We start from the raw sequence: 19,101 nt of genomic DNA on the forward strand, positions 1-19,101 counted from the left end.
CGTAGAAATAGGAAGTTAATTCTCATTAATTTCTACGGTGACTTTAGCATTTGTTAAACCGGAAACTTGCTTGGTAAATTCTGGAGATAGGGCAATTTTCACTTCGACAACTCTGGCATCAATATCTGCCGCTGGATCATTATTGAGGACATCTTTCTTGCCAATTTTTCTACCAATTGATGTAATTCTGCCTTTTAATTGACCATTAAATGCGCCGTTGTCACTAGAGATAGTAGCACTTTGACCCAAACGGACTTTATTAATACTATCTTCAGGAACTTCTGCAACTACAAACATTTGATCTGTTTGTCCGATTTCCGCAATTCCATTTGCTCCCATGATTTCCCCTGATTTAGTGTGAATTTTTAATATTTCACCAGAACTAGGAGCTTTAACATAGCTTTGCTGAAGTTCTACTTGAGCTTTTCTCATTAAAGCAATGGCATTAGTAACTTGTGCTTGAGCAACTTGGACATTTAGCGGACTAACTACTAATATTCTGCTCAATCTTTCTCTTTCTTCGTCTATTTGTCTTTGTAAAGTGGAGACAGTTTTGTTACGGTTGGCTGTGGCTTCAATTAACTGCTGTTGTAAGGTCGCTAGGGTTTTAATTTGATTAGCTCTAGCTTCGGAAACTTGCTGTTGAATAGTATCTATTGCCCGTTTTAAACTAGCTTCACTTTCAATTAACTGTTGATTTGTAGTTAACGCACTTAAGCGACGGCGATCGCGTTCTTGCTGAGAAATAGCACCTTGTTTGTATAAAAAATCATAGCGCCCATAATCTACTTGAGCATTTCGTTGTTCGGCTCTAATCCGCTCCATATTGGCTTTTAAAGAATTTCTTTGTCCCAGTAGTTCCGCTTCCAAACGGTTAACTGTGGCTTGTTGGGCAACTTTATCACCACTTAACTGGGCAGCAATTCGGCTAATTGTTGCCTGTTGAGCCTCTTTTTCTCCAGCTAGTTGGGCTTGCAACCGAGAAATAATGAATCTTTGAGCTTGAGCATCTCTTGGTGGACCAGCACTAACTTGGGCTAAATTCGCACGGGATTCTTGCAATTTAGCTTTGGCTTCTTCTACTACTGCCATACTGGTATCGCGGCTGTCTAAAATGGCCACAATCTGTCCTTGCTGTACTCGTTGCCCTTCTCTGACTAAAAGTTGTTGTACTCGTGAACTACCTGATAAACCCGCTGGAGCAGAAAGTTTAACTACTTCTCCTCTTGGTTCTAAGCGTCCTATGGCAGTAATACTATTGGGAACTGGAGCAACAGATACAGTAGAAGTCAGTTTTTTTAATTGTTCCATTCTCGCTGTAGCTAAGAAACCGGCAGCTATAGCTACTGGTAAAGCTACGGCAATACTCAACCAAATTTTTGGCTGCTCAAGTGCCTTTTCTGGGGATTTTGATTTTTCATTCACCCTTGACATGATATTTAACCTATTTATCTGAATTGTGGTGATGAAACTAAAAAAGTAAATTAGCTGTAATTAAAATCCACAGCAAACTTTATCCAAGATTTACACCTCTTTAGGTTTTTGTTTTGGCAATTTTATAACTATTGTTGGGTATGATTAACTTTGGATAAACTACACTCTGTGATTATTCAGGTGTATTATCTTTACATGAAAATTTCTATCTCAAAGCAACCTGGGATACAATTGGTAGATTTTATAAATCATTAGTAGTTGAGATTCCACACTTCATTTTTAAGAAGATGTGCGAAACTTCAAAACTTGCAGTTTACAAGAGAAAATAAAACTTTTGAGCAAATAGGTAAGAATTTTAACAATTAATAATTACTAATTATCAGCCAAAACCAGATAACTAGGAATTTTAGTGATTAACGTTAGTTTTCCCTCCCAAAAGTATCAGTGGTGATGACTTCATATAAATTCTACATTTATCAGTTGAGGGAAAACGTAACGCATTTTACAGATAAGGTAATAGCAATTTTTAATTGCTGACACTTTTGGTAATATTTTCTCAGATTATTCTGGTAACTCTGGCAAGTCAAATAAAACTTTAGTCATATAATTTTCTGCCCAATCTACACCAAAAGCCTTTTCTAAAACTCTACGGGTTTTATCATTTTGTTGCTGTTTGGTACAATAATTATGTTGTCCAGCAATAATTTGAGCTACTTTTTCCGGTGCAACTGGACTAGATGCGATGGCTTGTGTACAATGGATATCTAAAAATGATTCTACGTGAGAAATAAACATTGTTTCTTCTTGGGGGGAACTAGGACGAATAAATAGACAAAAATCGGAAAAAATATTTCCCCATTCTGGTAAATCACGAGGTTGAGAAAAGTTGGCTGTGGTTAATTTACTAAGTTGCGAATTATAACCATCTGGTAAAATCCGCTCTAAGTTTACCGGCGAAAGATCGGCAATTGCTGCACTAATTTGACCTCTACCTCCGACTAAATCACAACCAAACATGGGAATATCATATTCTGGACGGGGAAACATCACACAGTGCAGAATATCTAACATATTCCCTACTCTTGCTAGTTCCAAGTGTATTTTGCGAAACTGGGGACTTTGATAACAGCGATTTTCGATAATTAGTTTTTCCCCTTCTAATTTACCTTCTACATATCCCAATTCCGCTGGTAAATGGTATGGTGATAAGTCTAGGTGTTTATGCCAAACTGCTTCAATACAATCAGCTAGTTGACGAATCAGAGGATGTTGTTGTTCACGAAGAGAAGGAGTAGAAGACATATTATGTAAGAGGGACAATTTATTTGTTAGTTTACAATTATTTGTACCATTTTTTCTGCCTGGAAATATAAACAAAGAGTTATAGTATGGGCTGATCATGAAAATAAATTTATGTAACAAAAAGTGCAATTGTATTCTGTAATATGATTAATTATCTGGGATACTGAATTGTAAGATATTAATATATGACTACTGACTCAAATAATAATTTCAAAAACCAAATTATGATAATTCTTTACAAATAAATAACGACCATAAAAAAATATGAGCTATGACAGTACGCTGAAATACTTAATTGAAGAATATCCCCAAGCCATTGTTCAATGGTTGTTGAATACAGAAATTACAGAAAATCCAGAATTACTAAAAACAGAATTAAACTTAGAACCAATTCGTGTTGATGGACTTTTTTTATTAAAAACCAACAACAATATCATTCATTTAGAATTTCAAACAGTTCATCAATCAAAACCCCCGCTACCATTACGAATGCTAGATTATTGGGTGAGATTATATCGCCAATATGATACTAACATTGAACAAATTATTATCTTTTTAAAACCCACCACATCAGAGGAGGTTTTTATCAATGAATTTAAAACAGCTAATACTTTTCATCGCTATCGAGTCATCAGAATTTGGGAATGTGATCCTCAGAGGATGTTTGAAAAGTTTTAGGTTGTGATTTTAGGCACTTACAGATCCCCCCTAACCCCCCTTGTTAAGGGGGGAACTAGAGTCAAAGTCCCCCTTTTTAAGGGGGATTTAGGGGGATCTAAAAATATTCGATACACCATGAGGGACTTTTCAAACACCCTCTCAACCATTATTAGCAACGACCGAACTTTTGCCCTTAGCTGTATTAGCCAAAGTTGATAATCCCAGAGCAATATTAGAACAAGTTGCAGCTAAAGTAAATATAATAGAAGATAGAAGACAGCAAATCAACGTCTCAGCCTGTGTGCAACTTCTAGCTGGAATTAGATTTGATGCGGATTTGATTAACGCTTATTTTCGGGAGGATATTATGCAAGAATCTGTCGTTTATCAAAAAATCGTTCGAGAAGGTTTAGAACAGGGAAGACGTTCTGAAATTAGATTAATTGTTCGTCAACTTCAACGTCATTTAGGAAAAATAGGGACTGAAACTCAAAATAAAATTCAAGACTTATCTTTTCTGCAATTAGAGGATTTAGGAGAAGCTTTATTAGATTTTAAAACTGAAACTGATCTAATTAACTGGTTAACTGAACATTGTGATTGAAAAAATCATAATTTTACAAATTATCCCCAAAAATCTATAACTTCATATCCCAATTCCCCGATCATCTGCCGCAATAAGGGTAAACTCAAACCAATGACATTACTGTGGCAACCCTCGATTTTCTCCACAAATAAACTCCCAAAACCTTCTAAAGCAAAAGCCCCAGCGCATTGAAGAGGTTCACCTGTAGCTACATAGGCAAGAATAGCGCGATCGCTCATTTTTGCAAAATACACCCTAGTAACTTGACATTTAACCACAGTTTGATTTTTAGTGGTATCAATCAAAACATGACCAGTGTACAAGTCACCAAAATTACCTTGCATCAATTGCCACCGAGCGATCGCTTCCTCAGCATTTTCTGGTTTACCATAAATCCCCCCACCCATAGCCAAAACAGAATCACAACCCATCACCAAAGCTGATGGAAATTGGGAAACCACAGTTTCCGCCTTACACTGAGCCAGCGTTTTCACCAATTCCCCAGGTTCAGTCAGTTGTATTTGTGACTCATCAAAATCACTCGCACAAACCATTGGTTCAATTCCCACAGTTTGCAATAACCGACGACGGGCAACAGAAGCAGAAGCAAGGACAAATTGCGGAATTTTCATAAATTGCTGTATAAGTAATTTTTTGGGTAATTGATCATAGTTAATTCTCAATTACCACCATTTCTAATTATTAATAAACAGTGAAAGAACTCACAACTTCATCAATAATTCGTTGCAGTTTCTTCCAACGTTTCTCAGGAACAGAAGCATTAAACGTAAACAGCTTACCACGACTGATAGCCACACTAGAAATATTATGTCTTTCCTGTCCATTAGGAAATTTAACTCCATATTCTAGAAAGTAGTAAATTTTCCCATTTACTTCCCTTTCAGCCGCATTGATTAACTCAGCAGTCCGATCAGAACCGACAGGAGCAAGAGCCACCTTTCCTAACTTATAACCGACTTCTGTTGGTGTTCCCAATTCCGCTAAAGTTTTACCAGAGGGAACAGGACTAATTACCACAGACACATTTTCTGATACTTCAATTAAATCATGAAACACCACATCAGGCCCATCACCAACTTTAACTTGTAACCAACCATTAGGATAATCAAATTGATAACCGTCAGCACTATCTACAAACCGATTTAGTCCAGCCGCATTAGCCACACCAACACTACTCAAGCTGAAGCTCAACACCAATAATAAGATCAACGTAATTCTTTGCCACATTTTTTCCAATTCCTTTGGTCAGTCAAGAATACAAGGTAAAGATAATTGCAAGTTCTTATTTTCTCACTAATCTGGACAATCTGGAGACTTTACTTTTGTTATCCCCTTCAGGCTTGATAAGTATGTGTGCTATAATTGGACAGTCTCGCACCTTGTGGTCAAATAAAAATCTCTTTGTGGCAACAATTAAGCCCCAAAGACTTTGAAAAATATGAAAAAAGTTGTCGTTGGTCTTTCCGGTGGCGTTGATAGTTCCGTAGCCGCCGCTATGCTGCATAATCAGGGCTATGATGTAATTGGTTTAACTCTTTGGCTGATGAAAGGCAAAGGGCAATGTTGCTCTGAAGGAATGATCGACGCGGCTGATATTTGTGAACAATTGGGTATACCCCATGAAGTTGTTGATATTCGGGATGTCTTTCAAACAGAAATTATTGATTTTTTAGTGACAGGTTATAGTGTGGGAATTACACCTTTGCCTTGTTCCCAATGTAACAAAACGGTGAAATTCGGTCCAATGGTGGAATATGCTCGGGAAAAATTGGCATCAACGAAAATCGCCACAGGTCATTATGCCCAAATCCGCTACGATGACACTACTAACCGTTACCAATTGTTACGAGCCGTAGACCGCAACAAAGATCAATCTTATTTCCTCTATGACTTATCCCAAGACTTATTAGGGGCAACAATTTTTCCTCTGGGTGAACTGAATAAAACTGATACTCGGAGAATTGCTACTGAATACAACTTAAAAACCGCCGATAAACCAGAAAGTCAAGATTTATGCTTGGTAGAAAGCAATGGTTCTATGCGGGCATTTTTAGATAAATATTTAGCCCCCAAACCCGGTGATATTGTTGATGAAACTGGTAAAGTTCTGGGACAACATGATGGTGTTCATCATTACACTATTGGTCAGCGAAAAGGCTTAGGTATCGCCGCCGCCGCCCCCTTGTATGTGATCGAATTAGATGCAGCTAATAACAGGGTAATTGTAGGCGATCGCACCAAAGGATCTCAGTCAGAATGTACAATAAATCGAGTAAATTGGGTTTCCATAGCTGAACCCGTTGCCCCCATTCGCGCCGAAGTTCAAATCCGTTATCGTTCCCAACCCGTACCCGTCACAGTCATTCCCCTACCAGATTCCCGCGTCCGGTTAGTATTTGATGAACCACAATTCAGCATCACCCCTGGACAAGCAGCGGTTTGGTACGACGAAGATACGGTATTAGGTGGCGGAATCATCGAACAATCGTAGGGGCGCAGGGCCTGCGCCCTGTCTTTCTGGGGAGAGAACCACCTCTGGCTTAAATACCGCAAGGGGTCTAAATTAAGGGACTTCCAAGAAATAAATTATCCTGATTAACGAACCACAGAGGCGCAGAGGACACAGAGGAATAAGGGTTTGAGAGATTTTTGCGTTAGGTGGTTGAGTATTTTTTTATTTGGAAGTCCCTAAGTGGACTCGTTGAACCAAGAATCTCAGTGGCTAAAGCCAGTAAGAGTGTCAAAGTCATGATAGTTTCGATCCGTATCTTTACCCCTGAGAGTGTAAAATCACTTGTATAGGCATAAAAATTGTGCAGATTCAGGAGTATCTTTGTATAAGCATTCAAAACGAACAAAATTGTGCTTTTGTGCAATTTGGTACAAAGTAGTTTGAGTTTCGGGCAAATCATAAGTAGATATATGATTTTCAATCATGGACATATCTTGAGACGAGAGTGCAGTCCAGTTTTGACGCATATTTTCTAAGTAGCGATTAACAAATTTTTCTCGGTCTTCCCCTTGTTTACAAACTATGTCAATCAAAACAAATACACCCTTGGGTTTCAAAAGATGGAATACTTGCTCAATAACTTTATCTTTTTGTGCCAAACTTAGATGATGTAAAACAAAGGAAGTCGTAACTATATCAAAGCTTTGCTTTCGGTTTTCAGCTAGTTCCTCAACAACTTTCGATATGTCGTCTTCAATAAAAGTTTGTTCACAGTTAATTTGTGCCATGTTGCCTTGGGCAATTTCCAAAGCAGCCGCAGATAAGTCAATTCCGGTATAGGAGGCAACGGTAGTATTTAATAAAGCTTGAACTGATGAACTAGCATCACCGCATCCAAGTTCAAGTAAGGAAAATGGTGTTGGCAAGTAATCAGTTAATAATTTATGCAAAACACCATAAATTTCTCGGTGTTCCATGTAATTATTGGCTAAGACTTTTTGATATGTTTCCCAATTCTTCTTAAAGTAATTATCTGATTGAGTTTTCAGAGTATTCATGGAAGCATTCCCATAACTGACAATATATTGAAAATAATAGCAGTATAAGAGGATGTTTGAAAAGTATCAGAATTAATCGATATCCCCCCAACCCCCCTTACAAAAGGGGGCTAAATTCCTCAAAGTCCCCCTTTTCAAGGGGGATTTAGGGGGATCTGCGGGTGTCAGATACCACACGGAAAAGTTTTCAAACAACCTCTTAGTTTCATTGGGTTGTTAATTAGCTGTTCCCCAGCACAAACAAAACCACCTATTAAAAATTTTATCAATGCGTAAGTCATAATTATTTTTTTGTCCATAAAAAAATAAAAACCGTGAAAAAATAAATTCACGGCTTTAATAAAAAATGTGGTGTGAGGAGACTTAACTTACTTCATCATACTTCATCTAAAAATTAGAAGTTCAACTACCGCAAATTTCTTTACAAAGTAATTCTTTGATGACATATATATATTCTTAATATTTGTCACCTTATATTATAGCACCACCACAACTAGAACCACACCCCGCAGTACAACCATAGCAATATTCAGCAGTTTGGACTTCTTGAATTATATCTAAACTACCAATTTCTAATAATTTACTTACCGTCAAATTTTCACCATTGCTAGTTTTTGCAGGTAAATTCATCATTTGGTTAAAATCACAATCATAAATATTCCCCAAATAATCAATAGAAAGTTGTTCACGACACATTAAACCATCAATTGTGTCGGGGTTAAAGTGAGACTCTAAAAACTGCAAATAGCTAAAATAAAGCTGTTTTCTTTCTAAATGAAACTTTGTTCTCCCCACAGGTATATTAGTAATCGTGAAAAGATGATTAAATCGAACATCAAACTTTTCCAACAGAAAGGTTTTATAAGCCTTTTCTAAATTTTCTTGTTCGGGAGTTAAAGAAAAATTTTCACTATTTGGTAATGGAGGATTGTACACCAAATCTAAAACTAAATTTGGGTTTTGACCATAACCTAATTTATTCAACCATTGCAAAGCTTGAATAGATTGATCAAAAACACCATTCCCCCGCATTTTATCCACATTGTCTGCTAAATAACAGGGAAGAGAAGCCACAATTTTAACTTGATGTTGAGCAAAAAAATCTGGTAAATCCTCAAATCCCTCCACAAAATAAATTGTCAAATTTGATCTGACAATGACCTGTTTACCTGCATTTTTAGCAGCTTCTACCAAAGACTTAAAACCATAATTCATTTCTGGAGCGCCACCAGTTAAATCCACCGTTTTAATTTGCGGAAACTTCTCAATTAAAGTAATTAACTGTTGACAAATTTCCGGTGTTAATTCCTCAGTTCTTTTCGGACCAGCTTCCACATGGCAATGGTTACAAGTCAAATTACAAAGTTTTCCCAAATTAACTTGTAAAACGTTAATTTCTTTTTTTGTTAAAGGAGAATTTAGCTGTTGAAAAAAAGGTGTAATCATAGAAGCATCTCTAGCACGAATTTCTATAAGAGGATATTTTAAAGGTCATTCAACCTAAGAGGATGTTTGAAAAGTTTTGAATATATAGACTGACCCCTCTCCAAACCTCTCCCCTGCAAGGGGAGAGGCTTTAAAACCCCCATTCCCTTGCAGGGAAGGGGGGTAGGGGGGTTAGGTTTTTGGAGATTACGGGGTTTGATATAATACTTTTCAAACAACCTCTAAGAGACAGGGGGAAGTGGCAGACTATTGATAATTGGAACATACCACTTGACTAAATCGAAAGTTTCCTATATCATGAAGAAACAACTCATCAATCATTACCAAAATCTAAATAAAATATTTTTGATCGCTCCACTCCGTTACGCTAGGGAAGTGAAAAGAATCAAGAGCGCAGAGCGCAAAAGAGCAAGAGTGTAGAGTGCTAATAAGTCCTCGCCGCACCACTACACACAACCCGAAAACCAATATTGAAGCTGTTGAAACCGAGGTTGTAGTCGTGGCGATAAGCAGAACGGCAAAATGCAGGAATGGCGTTCCACGAACCACCGCGCAGCAGCTTATGTTGACTGCTTAGACTTGTCCAAGCACTGCCATCGGTAGGCGCGTTTATATAGTGATCATGCCACCCATCCTTACACCATTCCCACACATTCCCACACATATCATATAAACCAAAAGGGTTGGCGGGAAAAATTCCTACCTCTGTGGTTTTTTCTCGATATTCTCCTTTTTGTCCCTGCCCGTAAGTGTAGTTACCATCATAATTAGCTAAATCTGTAGAAATTGTTTCCCCACAATAAAACGGGGTAGTAGTTCCTCCACGACAAGCATATTCCCATTCAGCTTCGCTAGGTAAACGATAGGTTTTATTTCCCATTCGGGAAAGTCTGGCACAAAATTCTTGAGCATCATTCCATGATACACACTCAACAGGCAAATTGTTGGTGAGCGAAGTCGAACCATCACCTTTAAACCGAGATGGATCAGATTTTAAATCAATCTTAACCTTTTTCAGAGCAGCTACAGCCCGCCATTGTTTCTGAGTAACTGGATATTTACCCATGAAAAATGGGGGAACAGTAACTTGATGTTGTGGACTTTGACAATAAAAATAACCTTCCTCATTTTCTGGAGAACCCATGATAAAAGTCCCCCCAGGAATAGCCACCATTTCTAAAATCACACCATTTCCCAAGTCTTGTCCAAAATAATTTGCTGCCATTTTAATAAAATTAATTATTTATTCCATCTAAATTAAACCATACTTAGTTGAGAAATAAAAGCAAAGATTAGAAATCTGAGGATTTTACCCCATTTTCTCGCTAGTTTCTCCTATTCTCTCGTTCCCATGCTCTGCGTGGGAATGTAGTTAAGAGGCTCTGCCTCTATTATACCTGGAGGTAGAACCTCTAAGATGACATTCCCAGTCAGAGACTGGGAACGAGAATTTTCTTGCTTTGCGTCTTTCTCGTTCCCATGCTCTGCGTGGGAATGTAGTTAAGAGGCTCTGCCTCTATTATACCTGGAGGTAGAACCTCAAAGATAACATTCCCAGTCAGAGACTGGGAACGAGGAAACCGTAAATCTGGAGACTGGGAACGAGGAAAATTTTCTTTCTTTGCGTCTTTGCTCCTTTGCCTCTTTGCGCGAAACCTCAGCTAGATTAGATATAAAAATTACTCAATTACCGTGAAAACCGATACAATTTTCTATAGCTTATTTCAAGCATTTCCTAGCATCTTTTTTGAATTAATTAATAATTCTCCCACAGAAGCAGATGTTTATGAATTTACCTCTCGTGAAGTTAAACAACTGGCTTTTCGTTTAGACGGTTTATTTTTACCAACCACCAAAGATCCTAAAAAACCATTTTATATTGTCGAGGTTCAATTTCAACCCGATGATAATTTATATTATCGTCTCTTTGCAGAACTTTTTCTCTACCTACGACAATACAAAACTCCTCATCCTTGGCAAGCTGTAATCATCTATCCTAGTCGTAATATAGAAAGAGAACAGAATTTACAATTTGGCGAAATCTTGCTGCTTGAAAGAGTTACACGCATTTATTTAGATGAGTTGGGAGAGAGTTCTTTAGGGGTGGGAGTTGTTAAACTAGTAATAGAAACAGAGAAGGCTGCACCAGCATTAGCAAGACGCTTAATTGCCCAAGCAAACCAACAACTAACTGATATCAAAATTAAACGGGATTTAATTAATCTGATTGAGACAATTATCGTCTACAAATTACCCAAAAAAAGCAGAGAGGAGATTGAAGCTATGTTAGGTTTAAGTGAGTTGAAACAAACCAGAGTTTATCAAGAAGCTTTAGAAGAAGGTAAGGCTGAAGGTAAAGCTGAAGGTAAAGCTGAAGGTAAAGCTGAAGCTACCAAAAAGTTTACTTTGCAATTGTTACGAATTGGCATGAATTTACAACAAATTTCTGAAGTTACGGAATTATCTCTTGCACAAATTCAGGCTTTACAAAAAGAAATTCAAGAATCATAGTTTTAATTAGAACTTGCTGATAGCGTGGCGGATGATTATTGCATCGTCACGCAAGCTATAACTATCTAAAATTAACAACATCCCCCACCATCGTAATACCATGTAGAATCAGTAATTATAATTTCTTCAGGATTTACAACTGCTAAATTTCCCGCTGTTTTATCACAAACCGCCGCAGGAATTCCTCTTTGTAAAATATGCCCATTCTTATCATCAAAAAATATTTCCTTACCTGCATAAATCGCTGTTTTCCCAGTAAAAATACAAGCACCGTCCGCGGGAATATCTACCTTAAAAGCCACAGAATCTAGACTTTCTAAAAGTAGATTTTCTTCTAATTGATAATTGTGTTTATCTAACAACCGATAAGGACGACGAGCGCGAATTTCAATTTGTCCAAAACCAGCATTAATAATTAATTGAGTATATTCTGGATATGTAATAGCGCCAGATAAACACAGAGCGCGTAAATGTTCATTTTGTTGTAAATGAGCAGGAATTGGACTTGTTGCAATCGGGTCACTCATCTGCAAGCGTCCACCTGATTTTAATACCCGATATGCTTCTTTTAAAGCACGAGTTAAATCTGCTGGTTCAAAAATATTAAACAGGCAATTTTGCGCTACTACATCTACAGAAGCATCAACAACAGGTAAATTAAACGCATCTCCCGGACGAATTTCGACAAAGCTAAGATCAAACCAAGGGTTTTCCTTTGCAGCAAGTTGTAAATTACGGGTTGCAGCTTCTCTCATAGCTTCCACAGGTTCGACAGCAATAATCGCACCAGGACGACGAGAAAAATAAGCAAATTGCAAAGCTTCTAAACCGCCACCGACACCAATATATAAGACTGTTGGTTCATTATTGAGTTCGTTGTGATGAACCGTAGTTCCACAACCATAGTTCATTTCCTGCATAGCTAGAGGAATTTTTAGCCCTGGTAATTGTAAAGGTGTACTTTGAACACAACAAAGACCTATTTCTGGTGTTTGGGCAACTTGGCTGTAAAATTGGGCTGCGGTTTCTAAATAGGTCATAATCTCAAATTAGGGTTTATGGCTTGACTTTCGTTGTCAAAAAGAGTATTATACATAACTAATAGAAGGGGAGTAGCTGCTGGCAGTAAATCAAAGTTTTCTGTTCAGTATATCTAAGTCAACATACTGGTGATGAGCCTGGTTTAGATAGCGAATAAATAAAGTATTTGAAAGCGAGACCTTCACTGACTACACATTTAACTATGTGGAGTTCAGTGAGGTTTGATTGCTCTCATTGATACTCCACACAGGTAAAAAATCCTTTAGGAGTTTGAGAGAGTGTTAACAGCTTTTACCGAAGGTTTACTACTAATTACCTTTTCCGAACTAGGTGATAAAACATTTTTTATTGCTGTGATTTTGTCCATTCACCACCCCCGACGCTTGGTATTCGCTGGTGTGGTAGCTGCTTTGGCGGCTATGACTGTCTTATCAGTTGCGCTTGGGCAGGTAGCATCTTTATTGCCAAAAGACTATATTCATTACGCCAAAATAGTTTTCTTTATTGCCTTTGGTTTGAAGTTAATTTATGATGCCAATAAAATGGCTGTATCTGCTACCGAAGAAGTCGTAGAAGAGGCACAAGAGGCGGTAGAAAAGGCAGATTTAGATAATTCCCAGCAAAAAAGTGTCTGGTCAATTTTACTAAAATCCTTCGTACTAACATTTATAGCAGAATGGGGCGATCGCACACAAATAGCCACCATCGCTTCAGCAGCCGTGAATAGGAATAACCCCATTGGTGTGACACTGGGAGCAATATTAGGACACGCGATTTGTGCAGCGATCGCCGTCATCGGTGGTAGATTAATTGCAGGTAAAATTTCTGAAAGACAAATTACCTTTTTAGGCGGCTTTCTATTTATCATCTTCGGCATAGTGGCCGCCATAGAAGGAAAATAAATTCAATACCCCTGTATGCACCTGAGTGAGATACCGTGATAAAATTACAAAACCTGTAGGTGCGTGGTTTCCCCGCCCTCAGTTGTACTTTTAAGTCTTAGTCAGATGTAAATTTTTTTATAGGGGTACATTATGGGCTTTTTACTGAGAATTGTCGGCTTTGGGTTGCTAATTTTGGGTATTTACCTTGTAGGAGAAAATATCTTTTTTACAACCAATGTTTATCCTTATTGGTGGCGAGGAATTTCTGCTGATATTTCAGTATTAGCATTAACATCAGGTGTACTCTTGCTAGTTTTTGCTCCAGGAAGTATGAAAGATTTGGGATGGACTGCTGTTGCCGTTGGTATTATGGCCATATTTATTAGCAGTCGTGCAATTCTTAACCCTACTAGTTTATGGCAGTTTTTTCTCTCACTAATTTGCATCGCCTCTGGTTATAAAATGCTTACAACAGGATACTTACCCTTTTAATTTCAGCATCCTGATCAAAAAATAATTTATTGATCAGGAGTTGAATTATTTTTTGCTCAACTCCTATTTTATTGCTAAAAAACTCAGAGACTTTTATCAGTTTACCTCTCCTCCCTACACCTTACGGAGTAGCCGTAGGTGATGCCGTAGGTGATTCTGTGGATGAAGGCGTAGGTGATGCCGTAGGAGTAGGATTAGAAGCTGCGGCTTTATTTATTTCATCCTTATACTGAGCCGGTGCTAAAGCCGTCGCACTATCAAATAAAGGTTTTGCTTTATCAAGCTTACCTTGTTCCTTAAACAGCATTGCCTTTGCTAAAACGGGGCGAAAATCTTGAGCATCTTTCTTAATTGCTTGATCATAAGCAGAGATAGCTTTATTATCATTCTTTTGAAAAGCGTATACACTACCTAAAAGCACCTGCACAGCAACCACATCCACACTACCCGGCTGAATAGTATTAGCTTGAGTCGCAGCAGCTAAACTTTCTTGTAATAAGCCAATAGCTGCTTCTGGACGCTTTTCACTTAATTGCAAATTCACCATGCCCTGCAAAGCTTTCAAATCACCAGGTTTTTTAGTTAAAATAGAGCGATAAGTTTGGGCAGCCCCCTCCTTATCACCAATTTGTTGTTTAGCTTGTGCCAGTAAAACCCCATACTCCGACTGTTGGGGATTGAGTTTAGCGAGTTTTTCTAAAGGTTCAATCACAGCTTGAATATCCGCTGGTTTCACTTCCCCTTGGCTTTTTTGACTCAACAAACCTAAACGCGCTTGCAAAAGTCCCTTGAGTGCAGTTTGATTTTCTGCATCTTTTTGTAAAACTAATTCATAACCCCGAACTTGATCTTCCAGTTTTGACTTTTGCTCCGATGAAGATATTTTAGGGTCAGCAGTGGGCTGATTTTGTGGAGATGATTGGGGTTTATTAACCGCTGTAATGATAGGCATAATAGAAACACCCAAAAAAGCAACAACAGCGAAAGCTAAAACTACTCGGACTATCCAGCGATTACGCGATTCAGACACAATATTATTCTGCTCCTAAATGGGAATGAGATAAATTGCAAAGTTAAAAATTTCCAAAACTTTGCGGAATACGGTCATTTGTCTGTGAATTTTATAACAAATAAATATCTATCCTGCTAAAGTAAGTGATGACTTTAGGAAGATCCGTCCGAATTATCGGTATGCTATGCTTCCGATAGCGTAGCTTGGCGTAAGCCATAACTGGATTAAGGACGCTAAATTACACATTTAGTGTATAAATGTGATATCTGGCGTTTTGATTTTCGTACAGAGCATCAAGGGACTGACCAGATTAAAAAGAAATATACTCTGATCAGTCACACACTTGCTCTTTTCCTTTGTTTTTATTAAATCCCACAATGGGGTATGTCTTGTGCCGTAAGGAGTTTTTATGAATTCCGACCTGATGCCGTCTTCTGAATCCGCAAATTTAACAGCCTCTAACCAAGGCATAAAAGAGATTGAATCCCCTGTTAATGCTAATACATTAGCAGACCAATCCTCTAAACTGGAAAAATCCCTGACTGACTCTAATGGGCATTTGCCTAATCGAGAACAACCAATTCCACCTCCTAGCGAACCGACTCAATACCGAGCTATTGGGTTAATTCGCGGATGTTACCATGCTAGTGATGAACAGTTCACCCAGGGGACACTAATCACAAAAGATGGGGTTGAACTTAATGCCGTCCTCTTAGGTCGGATTATGAGTTTAGTCAAAAATCACTTAGACCTAGAAACAGAACATCTATGGGTAGTTTATCCCCGCACTAGACAAGAAAATGACGCATTGCACCTGCAAATTGTTGGTGTTTGGGAACCAGAAAATCTGGCCAAATATGAACTAGATGAAGCTGGTACAGATTCGACAGCAGTTTCTAATAACGGTAGTGTAGCGTTAAGCATTCATCCAAAACCTTCATCAGCAGTTCCTGATGGTGGCTTTTCTGTGCGTGGTGAGGTAGTTTACCAGTCTTTTGACGAAAAGAGTTTGGTTGTGAAAATCAAACAAGCTCCCCGTAAACCTACTGATAAAGCTAAATATTTTAAGTTGAAACTCAAGGGCGTATTAACTACCAAAGCTGTAGGTAAGTTCTGGGACTTCAATGTTAAACGGGAAAATGACGCATTAGTAGTAGTTAATGCCGAAGCGATCGCCGATTTACCCAAAAAACGCCGACCACCGTTCAAAGGAGCGCCTCGTGGTGGTGGTGGTGGTGGTGGTGGTGATAGAAGGCCATTCCCTCCCAGACGCAATGGCAATGGAGATGCCCCACGTCCCATTAAAAAGACAGCAGGTGATCCCACCGTCATCACCAAACCCATACCAAAAGCCCCCACTCCTATGCCAGTTAAAAAGCCTAAACCAAGTCCGGATTAGGTGATTGGTCAGTTGTCAGTTGTCAGTTGTTAATTGCCAAGAAGCTTAAACTCAATGGGGATTAATTTTGAGGGAACAGGTAAAGAATTTTATTCTTTCTTATTCCCTCTTTCTCCTGACTCCTGACTCCTGACTCCTGACTCCTTCTTCTTAAAACTCCGTCCAACGGTCTTGGGGTAAAAAAGAACGTTCCATAGGAATTGGGGCTACTGGTTCAGTTAGGGTAAATATCCCTTCTTTAATCCACTGTTTCAACTCTTGGGCTACTTGTCGGGAAAGAAATAAACTGGCTAAAGAGGCTACTCGTACCGTCCTACCTTCAATAGTGATACGTCCAGATTTAAGTTGTGCGTAACTCACTAAACCGAAGGTAGGACGGACACGACGAGGAATCGAAAAATCTACAATTGGTGCTACTAAATCCTTGTCTTGCACAGCACAGCGTTCTACCACACCAGCATTTAAAACTGGCAATGGTACACCCACACCCATCATTAAAGATGGTCCATAGCTTTTAAAATAACAGCCTCGTATCCATCGCGCATCCATTTGTTTAGCATCACCAATTAACGCCAAAGTTGCCGAAGGTCCAATAGGTGTGCGATTTTCTAACCGCTTTTGCAAGGGAAAATGTTGTGTCCCTTCCCAAGCCACATAACCAACACCCCCAGCCAAAAAAATCTTTGTCCCAATTCCCACAAGTTGTAAATCGGGGTCATTCAGGAGGGGGGAAAGCGAACCGGGGTTAGAATAAACCGCATTTCCTAAGCGGGGTTGCAATGGTCCTAGATAGGTATGTAGTGGGCGATCGCCTCCATTCACACCAACAATAAAATTTTGATAAAGATTGCGCGGATTAAATAAATAAAACTGATTGATAGTGTCACGGGTAACGGTGGTTTCAAATGTGGCTCTAGGGTAGCAATCGGTAACTTGTCCCACAGCGCGAACTTGGATAGATTTACCGGCAATTAAATCCTCAATCACATGACCACCACCACGTTCCCGCAAGTCTTCCCCATCCAGAGAGTCAACTGGACAACTAGCACCTAAGTATAAATCCACAGCCCCAAAACCCGCATAAGCCGGGACTCCATCTAACCAGCAACGCCGAATTTTAATGGGTGGGTCAGTATGTCCTAAGTTAATAATTGCACCACTTGATTCCATTGGTTCAAATGTGCCAGTGGTAATTACATCTACTTCTTTGGCAGCTTTACTAACACCAATTTCCGCAACTCGCGCTTTTAACTCTTCAGCAGTCCAGACTACCGCCCGTTTTCGGGTGATTTTCTCATTAATTTCCGCAATTGTTCGCATTTTAAATTTATTTGAAGGACTATCGGTACACTGGGGGCGTTGACGATAGCCTGCTTACGGGGGAGTCATTTTTAAGACCGTATTTTCAACCTCAGAGTGTCAATCCTCTACCCTGAGTTTAACGGAATCAGCATGAGAAGGTAAACCCTCCGTAGTTGCTAAGATGTCAATGGCAGATGCCACTTTTTCCAAAGCAGTTTGTGAATATTGGATAATACTTGAGTGTTTTAAAAATGTTTCTACCCCTAAAGCTGAAGCATAACGGGCGGCACCGGAAGTAGGTAAGGTATGGTTAGGACCGGCTAAATAGTCTCCTACAGCTTCAGGTGTGGAACTACCCAAGAAAATTGCCCCAGCATGGCGAATTTGGTTCATTAAAGCCCAAGGATCAGCAACTTCTAATTCTAAGTGTTCTGGTGCAAACTCGTTGGCAAGTTCGGCGGCGGCTTCCAGGGATGCCACCACGACGATTAAACCATAATGGGCGATCGCTTTTTCCGTATCTATCCGGCGCGGGTGATCTACCAATTGTCTTTCCACCGCCATTTGTACTTTTTTTGCCAACCCAGCATCTGTTGTCAGCAAAATTGCGGCCGCCATAGGATCATGTTCTGCTTGAGCTAACAAGTCAGCCGCTACATAGGCAGGATTAGCTGTTTCATCAGCAATTACCAGCACTTCGCTAGGACCTGCTAAAGAATCAATTCCCACCGTTCCGTAAACCAACTTTTTCGCCAAGGTGACATAAATATTCCCTGGTCCTGTAATGACATTAACCTTGGGAATGGTTTCTGTGCCATAGGCTAAAGCCGCGATAGCTTGAGCGCCACCCACACGGTAAATTTCCTGAACTCCTGCTTCTTGGGCCGCTACCAAAACCGCAGGATTCACCATTTTACCGCCTCTAGCAGGTGTCACCATCACCACACGAGGGACACCAGCCACTTTTGCCGGAATGGCGTTCATTAACACTGTACTGGGGTAACAAGCCCGACCGCCTGGGATATATAAACCTGCTCGGTCTACGGGGGTATAGCGTTTGCCTAAAACTACTTGATCATCACCAAACTGTACCCAGCTTTTGGGAACTCGCTGACGGTGAAAAGCTTCTATTTTTTGGCAAGCGAGGCGAATCGCCTGGAGGAAATCCTTGGATACCTGTTGGTAAGCTGCATCCAGTTCTGAGCCTGTTACTTTGAGTTCTTCTGGTTTGAGGATTTGGTGATCAAATTCCGCTGTATAATGTAGTACAGCTTTGTCACCTTGGCGCTTCACCGCTTGCAACACTTCGCGGACTGTTGCTTCTTTATGAAGTACCTGTTCATCCTGGGTGCGATCGCAGATCCGTTGCAGTTCTGATCTAACGTCTGCCTGCTGAGTAATAATTCGCAGCATGGAGTAATGACAATGCCAAATTTTACAATATTTTGATCTTCAGAACCATTTGGGCTTTTTACTTGCTACTACAACATTGCGTCAGTAG

Annotated in this window: 18 protein-coding genes; 7 read left to right on the plus strand and 11 right to left on the minus strand. The window is 39.4% G+C overall.

All coding sequences use genetic code 11. The features are described 5' to 3' along the window. Positions 1–15: 15 nt before the first annotated feature. Positions 16–1,434, minus strand: a complete 1,419-nt coding sequence (locus tag ANA_RS22480; protein WP_015083707.1) for an HlyD family efflux transporter periplasmic adaptor subunit — start codon at positions 1,432–1,434, stop codon at positions 16–18. A 561-nt stretch (positions 1,435–1,995) separates the two neighbouring features. Further along, on the minus strand, positions 1,996–2,736 hold the full coding sequence (locus ANA_RS22485; RefSeq protein ID WP_015083708.1) for a phycocyanobilin:ferredoxin oxidoreductase: 741 nt from the start codon (positions 2,734–2,736) through the stop codon (positions 1,996–1,998). Positions 2,737–3,000: 264 nt separating this feature from the next. Between ANA_RS22485 and ANA_RS22490 the strand changes: the two genes are divergently transcribed. Both ANA_RS22490 and ANA_RS22495 read left to right on the plus strand, forming a co-directional pair. Next, on the plus strand, positions 3,001–3,414 hold the full coding sequence (locus ANA_RS22490; RefSeq protein ID WP_051155262.1) for a hypothetical protein: 414 nt from the start codon (positions 3,001–3,003) through the stop codon (positions 3,412–3,414). 169 nt (positions 3,415–3,583) lie between these two features. Continuing rightward, positions 3,584–4,000: a DUF4351 domain-containing protein gene (locus ANA_RS22495; RefSeq protein ID WP_051155263.1), complete on the plus strand. Its 417-nt coding sequence runs from the start codon at positions 3,584–3,586 to the stop codon at positions 3,998–4,000. 20 nt (positions 4,001–4,020) lie between these two features. Here ANA_RS22495 and ANA_RS22500 read toward each other — a convergent pair whose 3' ends face one another. Together ANA_RS22500 and psbP are read right to left on the minus strand one after the other, a co-directional pair. Further along, positions 4,021–4,614: a Maf family protein gene (locus ANA_RS22500; RefSeq protein ID WP_015083709.1), complete on the minus strand. Its 594-nt coding sequence runs from the start codon at positions 4,612–4,614 to the stop codon at positions 4,021–4,023. Between the two features lie 70 nt (positions 4,615–4,684). After that, positions 4,685–5,230: a photosystem II reaction center PsbP gene (psbP, locus tag ANA_RS22505; protein ID WP_015083710.1), complete on the minus strand. Its 546-nt coding sequence runs from the start codon at positions 5,228–5,230 to the stop codon at positions 4,685–4,687. Positions 5,231–5,441: 211 nt separating this feature from the next. On the opposite strand from psbP, the gene mnmA reads away from it, so the two are divergent. After that, positions 5,442–6,494: a tRNA 2-thiouridine(34) synthase MnmA gene (gene mnmA / locus ANA_RS22510; RefSeq protein ID WP_015083711.1), complete on the plus strand. Its 1,053-nt coding sequence runs from the start codon at positions 5,442–5,444 to the stop codon at positions 6,492–6,494. Between the two features lie 299 nt (positions 6,495–6,793). On the opposite strand, the gene ANA_RS22515 is transcribed toward mnmA, so the two are convergent. From ANA_RS22515 to ANA_RS22525, 3 genes are all read right to left on the minus strand, one after another. After that, a complete protein-coding gene (locus ANA_RS22515; protein WP_015083712.1) occupies positions 6,794–7,513 on the minus strand; it encodes a class I SAM-dependent methyltransferase in 720 nt (239 codons plus the stop codon). A gap of 471 nt (positions 7,514–7,984) precedes the next feature. Continuing rightward, the gene (gene arsS / locus ANA_RS22520; protein ID WP_015083713.1) at positions 7,985–8,959 is read right to left on the minus strand and encodes an arsenosugar biosynthesis radical SAM (seleno)protein ArsS; all 975 of its coding nucleotides are present in this window, start codon (positions 8,957–8,959) and stop codon (positions 7,985–7,987) included. Positions 8,960–9,383: 424 nt separating this feature from the next. Further along, positions 9,384–10,184, minus strand: coding sequence for a formylglycine-generating enzyme family protein (locus ANA_RS22525; protein WP_015083714.1), 801 nt, complete (start codon positions 10,182–10,184; stop codon positions 9,384–9,386). 467 nt (positions 10,185–10,651) lie between these two features. Between ANA_RS22525 and ANA_RS22530 the strand changes: the two genes are divergently transcribed. Continuing rightward, positions 10,652–11,470, plus strand: coding sequence for an Rpn family recombination-promoting nuclease/putative transposase (locus tag ANA_RS22530; RefSeq protein WP_015083715.1), 819 nt, complete (start codon positions 10,652–10,654; stop codon positions 11,468–11,470). A 71-nt stretch (positions 11,471–11,541) separates the two neighbouring features. On the opposite strand, the gene arsM is transcribed toward ANA_RS22530, so the two are convergent. Beyond that, a complete protein-coding gene (gene arsM / locus ANA_RS22535; protein WP_015083716.1) occupies positions 11,542–12,510 on the minus strand; it encodes an arsenosugar biosynthesis arsenite methyltransferase ArsM in 969 nt (322 codons plus the stop codon). Between the two features lie 279 nt (positions 12,511–12,789). Between arsM and ANA_RS22540 the strand changes: the two genes are divergently transcribed. Both ANA_RS22540 and ANA_RS22545 read left to right on the plus strand, forming a co-directional pair. After that, positions 12,790–13,413 carry a TMEM165/GDT1 family protein gene (locus ANA_RS22540; protein ID WP_015083717.1) on the plus strand — a complete coding sequence of 208 codons (624 nt, stop codon included), beginning with the start codon at positions 12,790–12,792 and terminating at the stop codon, positions 13,411–13,413. A gap of 132 nt (positions 13,414–13,545) precedes the next feature. Then, positions 13,546–13,887 (plus strand): hypothetical protein, encoded by a 342-nt coding sequence (locus tag ANA_RS22545; protein ID WP_015083718.1) that lies wholly within the window; start codon positions 13,546–13,548, stop codon positions 13,885–13,887. 121 nt (positions 13,888–14,008) lie between these two features. Here ANA_RS22545 and ANA_RS22550 read toward each other — a convergent pair whose 3' ends face one another. Then, a complete protein-coding gene (locus ANA_RS22550; RefSeq protein ID WP_015083719.1) occupies positions 14,009–14,917 on the minus strand; it encodes a tetratricopeptide repeat protein in 909 nt (302 codons plus the stop codon). 391 nt (positions 14,918–15,308) lie between these two features. Here ANA_RS22550 and ANA_RS22555 point away from each other — a divergent pair, with 391 nt between their 5' ends. After that, positions 15,309–16,298: a hypothetical protein gene (locus ANA_RS22555; protein WP_015083720.1), complete on the plus strand. Its 990-nt coding sequence runs from the start codon at positions 15,309–15,311 to the stop codon at positions 16,296–16,298. A gap of 150 nt (positions 16,299–16,448) precedes the next feature. On the opposite strand, the gene ANA_RS22560 is transcribed toward ANA_RS22555, so the two are convergent. Beyond that, positions 16,449–17,618, minus strand: coding sequence for a homocysteine biosynthesis protein (locus ANA_RS22560; RefSeq protein WP_015083721.1), 1,170 nt, complete (start codon positions 17,616–17,618; stop codon positions 16,449–16,451). Between the two features lie 99 nt (positions 17,619–17,717). Next, positions 17,718–19,013, minus strand: coding sequence for a histidinol dehydrogenase (hisD, locus tag ANA_RS22565; protein WP_015083722.1), 1,296 nt, complete (start codon positions 19,011–19,013; stop codon positions 17,718–17,720). Positions 19,014–19,101: the final 88 nt, after the last annotated feature.

It is taken from the genome of Anabaena sp. 90, from assembly GCF_000312705.1.
Lineage (GTDB): Bacteria > Cyanobacteriota > Cyanobacteriia > Cyanobacteriales > Nostocaceae > Dolichospermum > Dolichospermum lemmermannii.

What these genes read in the sequence shown, in the direction of transcription:
- psbP (WP_015083710.1), bottom strand. Translation starts at nt 5,230, where the DNA reads ATGTGGCAAAGAATTACGTTGATCTTATTATTGGTGTTGAGCTTCAGC.
- ANA_RS22560 (WP_015083721.1), bottom strand. Translation starts at nt 17,618, where the DNA reads ATGCGAACAATTGCGGAAATTAATGAGAAAATCACCCGAAAACGGGCG.
- ANA_RS22490 (WP_051155262.1), top strand. Translation starts at nt 3,001, where the DNA reads ATGAGCTATGACAGTACGCTGAAATACTTAATTGAAGAATATCCCCAA.
- ANA_RS22555 (WP_015083720.1), top strand. Translation starts at nt 15,309, where the DNA reads ATGAATTCCGACCTGATGCCGTCTTCTGAATCCGCAAATTTAACAGCC.
- ANA_RS22480 (WP_015083707.1), bottom strand. Translation starts at nt 1,434, where the DNA reads ATGTCAAGGGTGAATGAAAAATCAAAATCCCCAGAAAAGGCACTTGAG.
- arsM (WP_015083716.1), bottom strand. Translation starts at nt 12,510, where the DNA reads ATGACCTATTTAGAAACCGCAGCCCAATTTTACAGCCAAGTTGCCCAA.
- ANA_RS22515 (WP_015083712.1), bottom strand. Translation starts at nt 7,513, where the DNA reads ATGAATACTCTGAAAACTCAATCAGATAATTACTTTAAGAAGAATTGG.
- ANA_RS22500 (WP_015083709.1), bottom strand. Translation starts at nt 4,614, where the DNA reads ATGAAAATTCCGCAATTTGTCCTTGCTTCTGCTTCTGTTGCCCGTCGT.
- ANA_RS22485 (WP_015083708.1), bottom strand. Translation starts at nt 2,736, where the DNA reads ATGTCTTCTACTCCTTCTCTTCGTGAACAACAACATCCTCTGATTCGT.
- hisD (WP_015083722.1), bottom strand. Translation starts at nt 19,013, where the DNA reads ATGCTGCGAATTATTACTCAGCAGGCAGACGTTAGATCAGAACTGCAA.
- ANA_RS22525 (WP_015083714.1), bottom strand. Translation starts at nt 10,184, where the DNA reads ATGGCAGCAAATTATTTTGGACAAGACTTGGGAAATGGTGTGATTTTA.
- ANA_RS22545 (WP_015083718.1), top strand. Translation starts at nt 13,546, where the DNA reads ATGGGCTTTTTACTGAGAATTGTCGGCTTTGGGTTGCTAATTTTGGGT.
- arsS (WP_015083713.1), bottom strand. Translation starts at nt 8,959, where the DNA reads ATGATTACACCTTTTTTTCAACAGCTAAATTCTCCTTTAACAAAAAAA.
- mnmA (WP_015083711.1), top strand. Translation starts at nt 5,442, where the DNA reads ATGAAAAAAGTTGTCGTTGGTCTTTCCGGTGGCGTTGATAGTTCCGTA.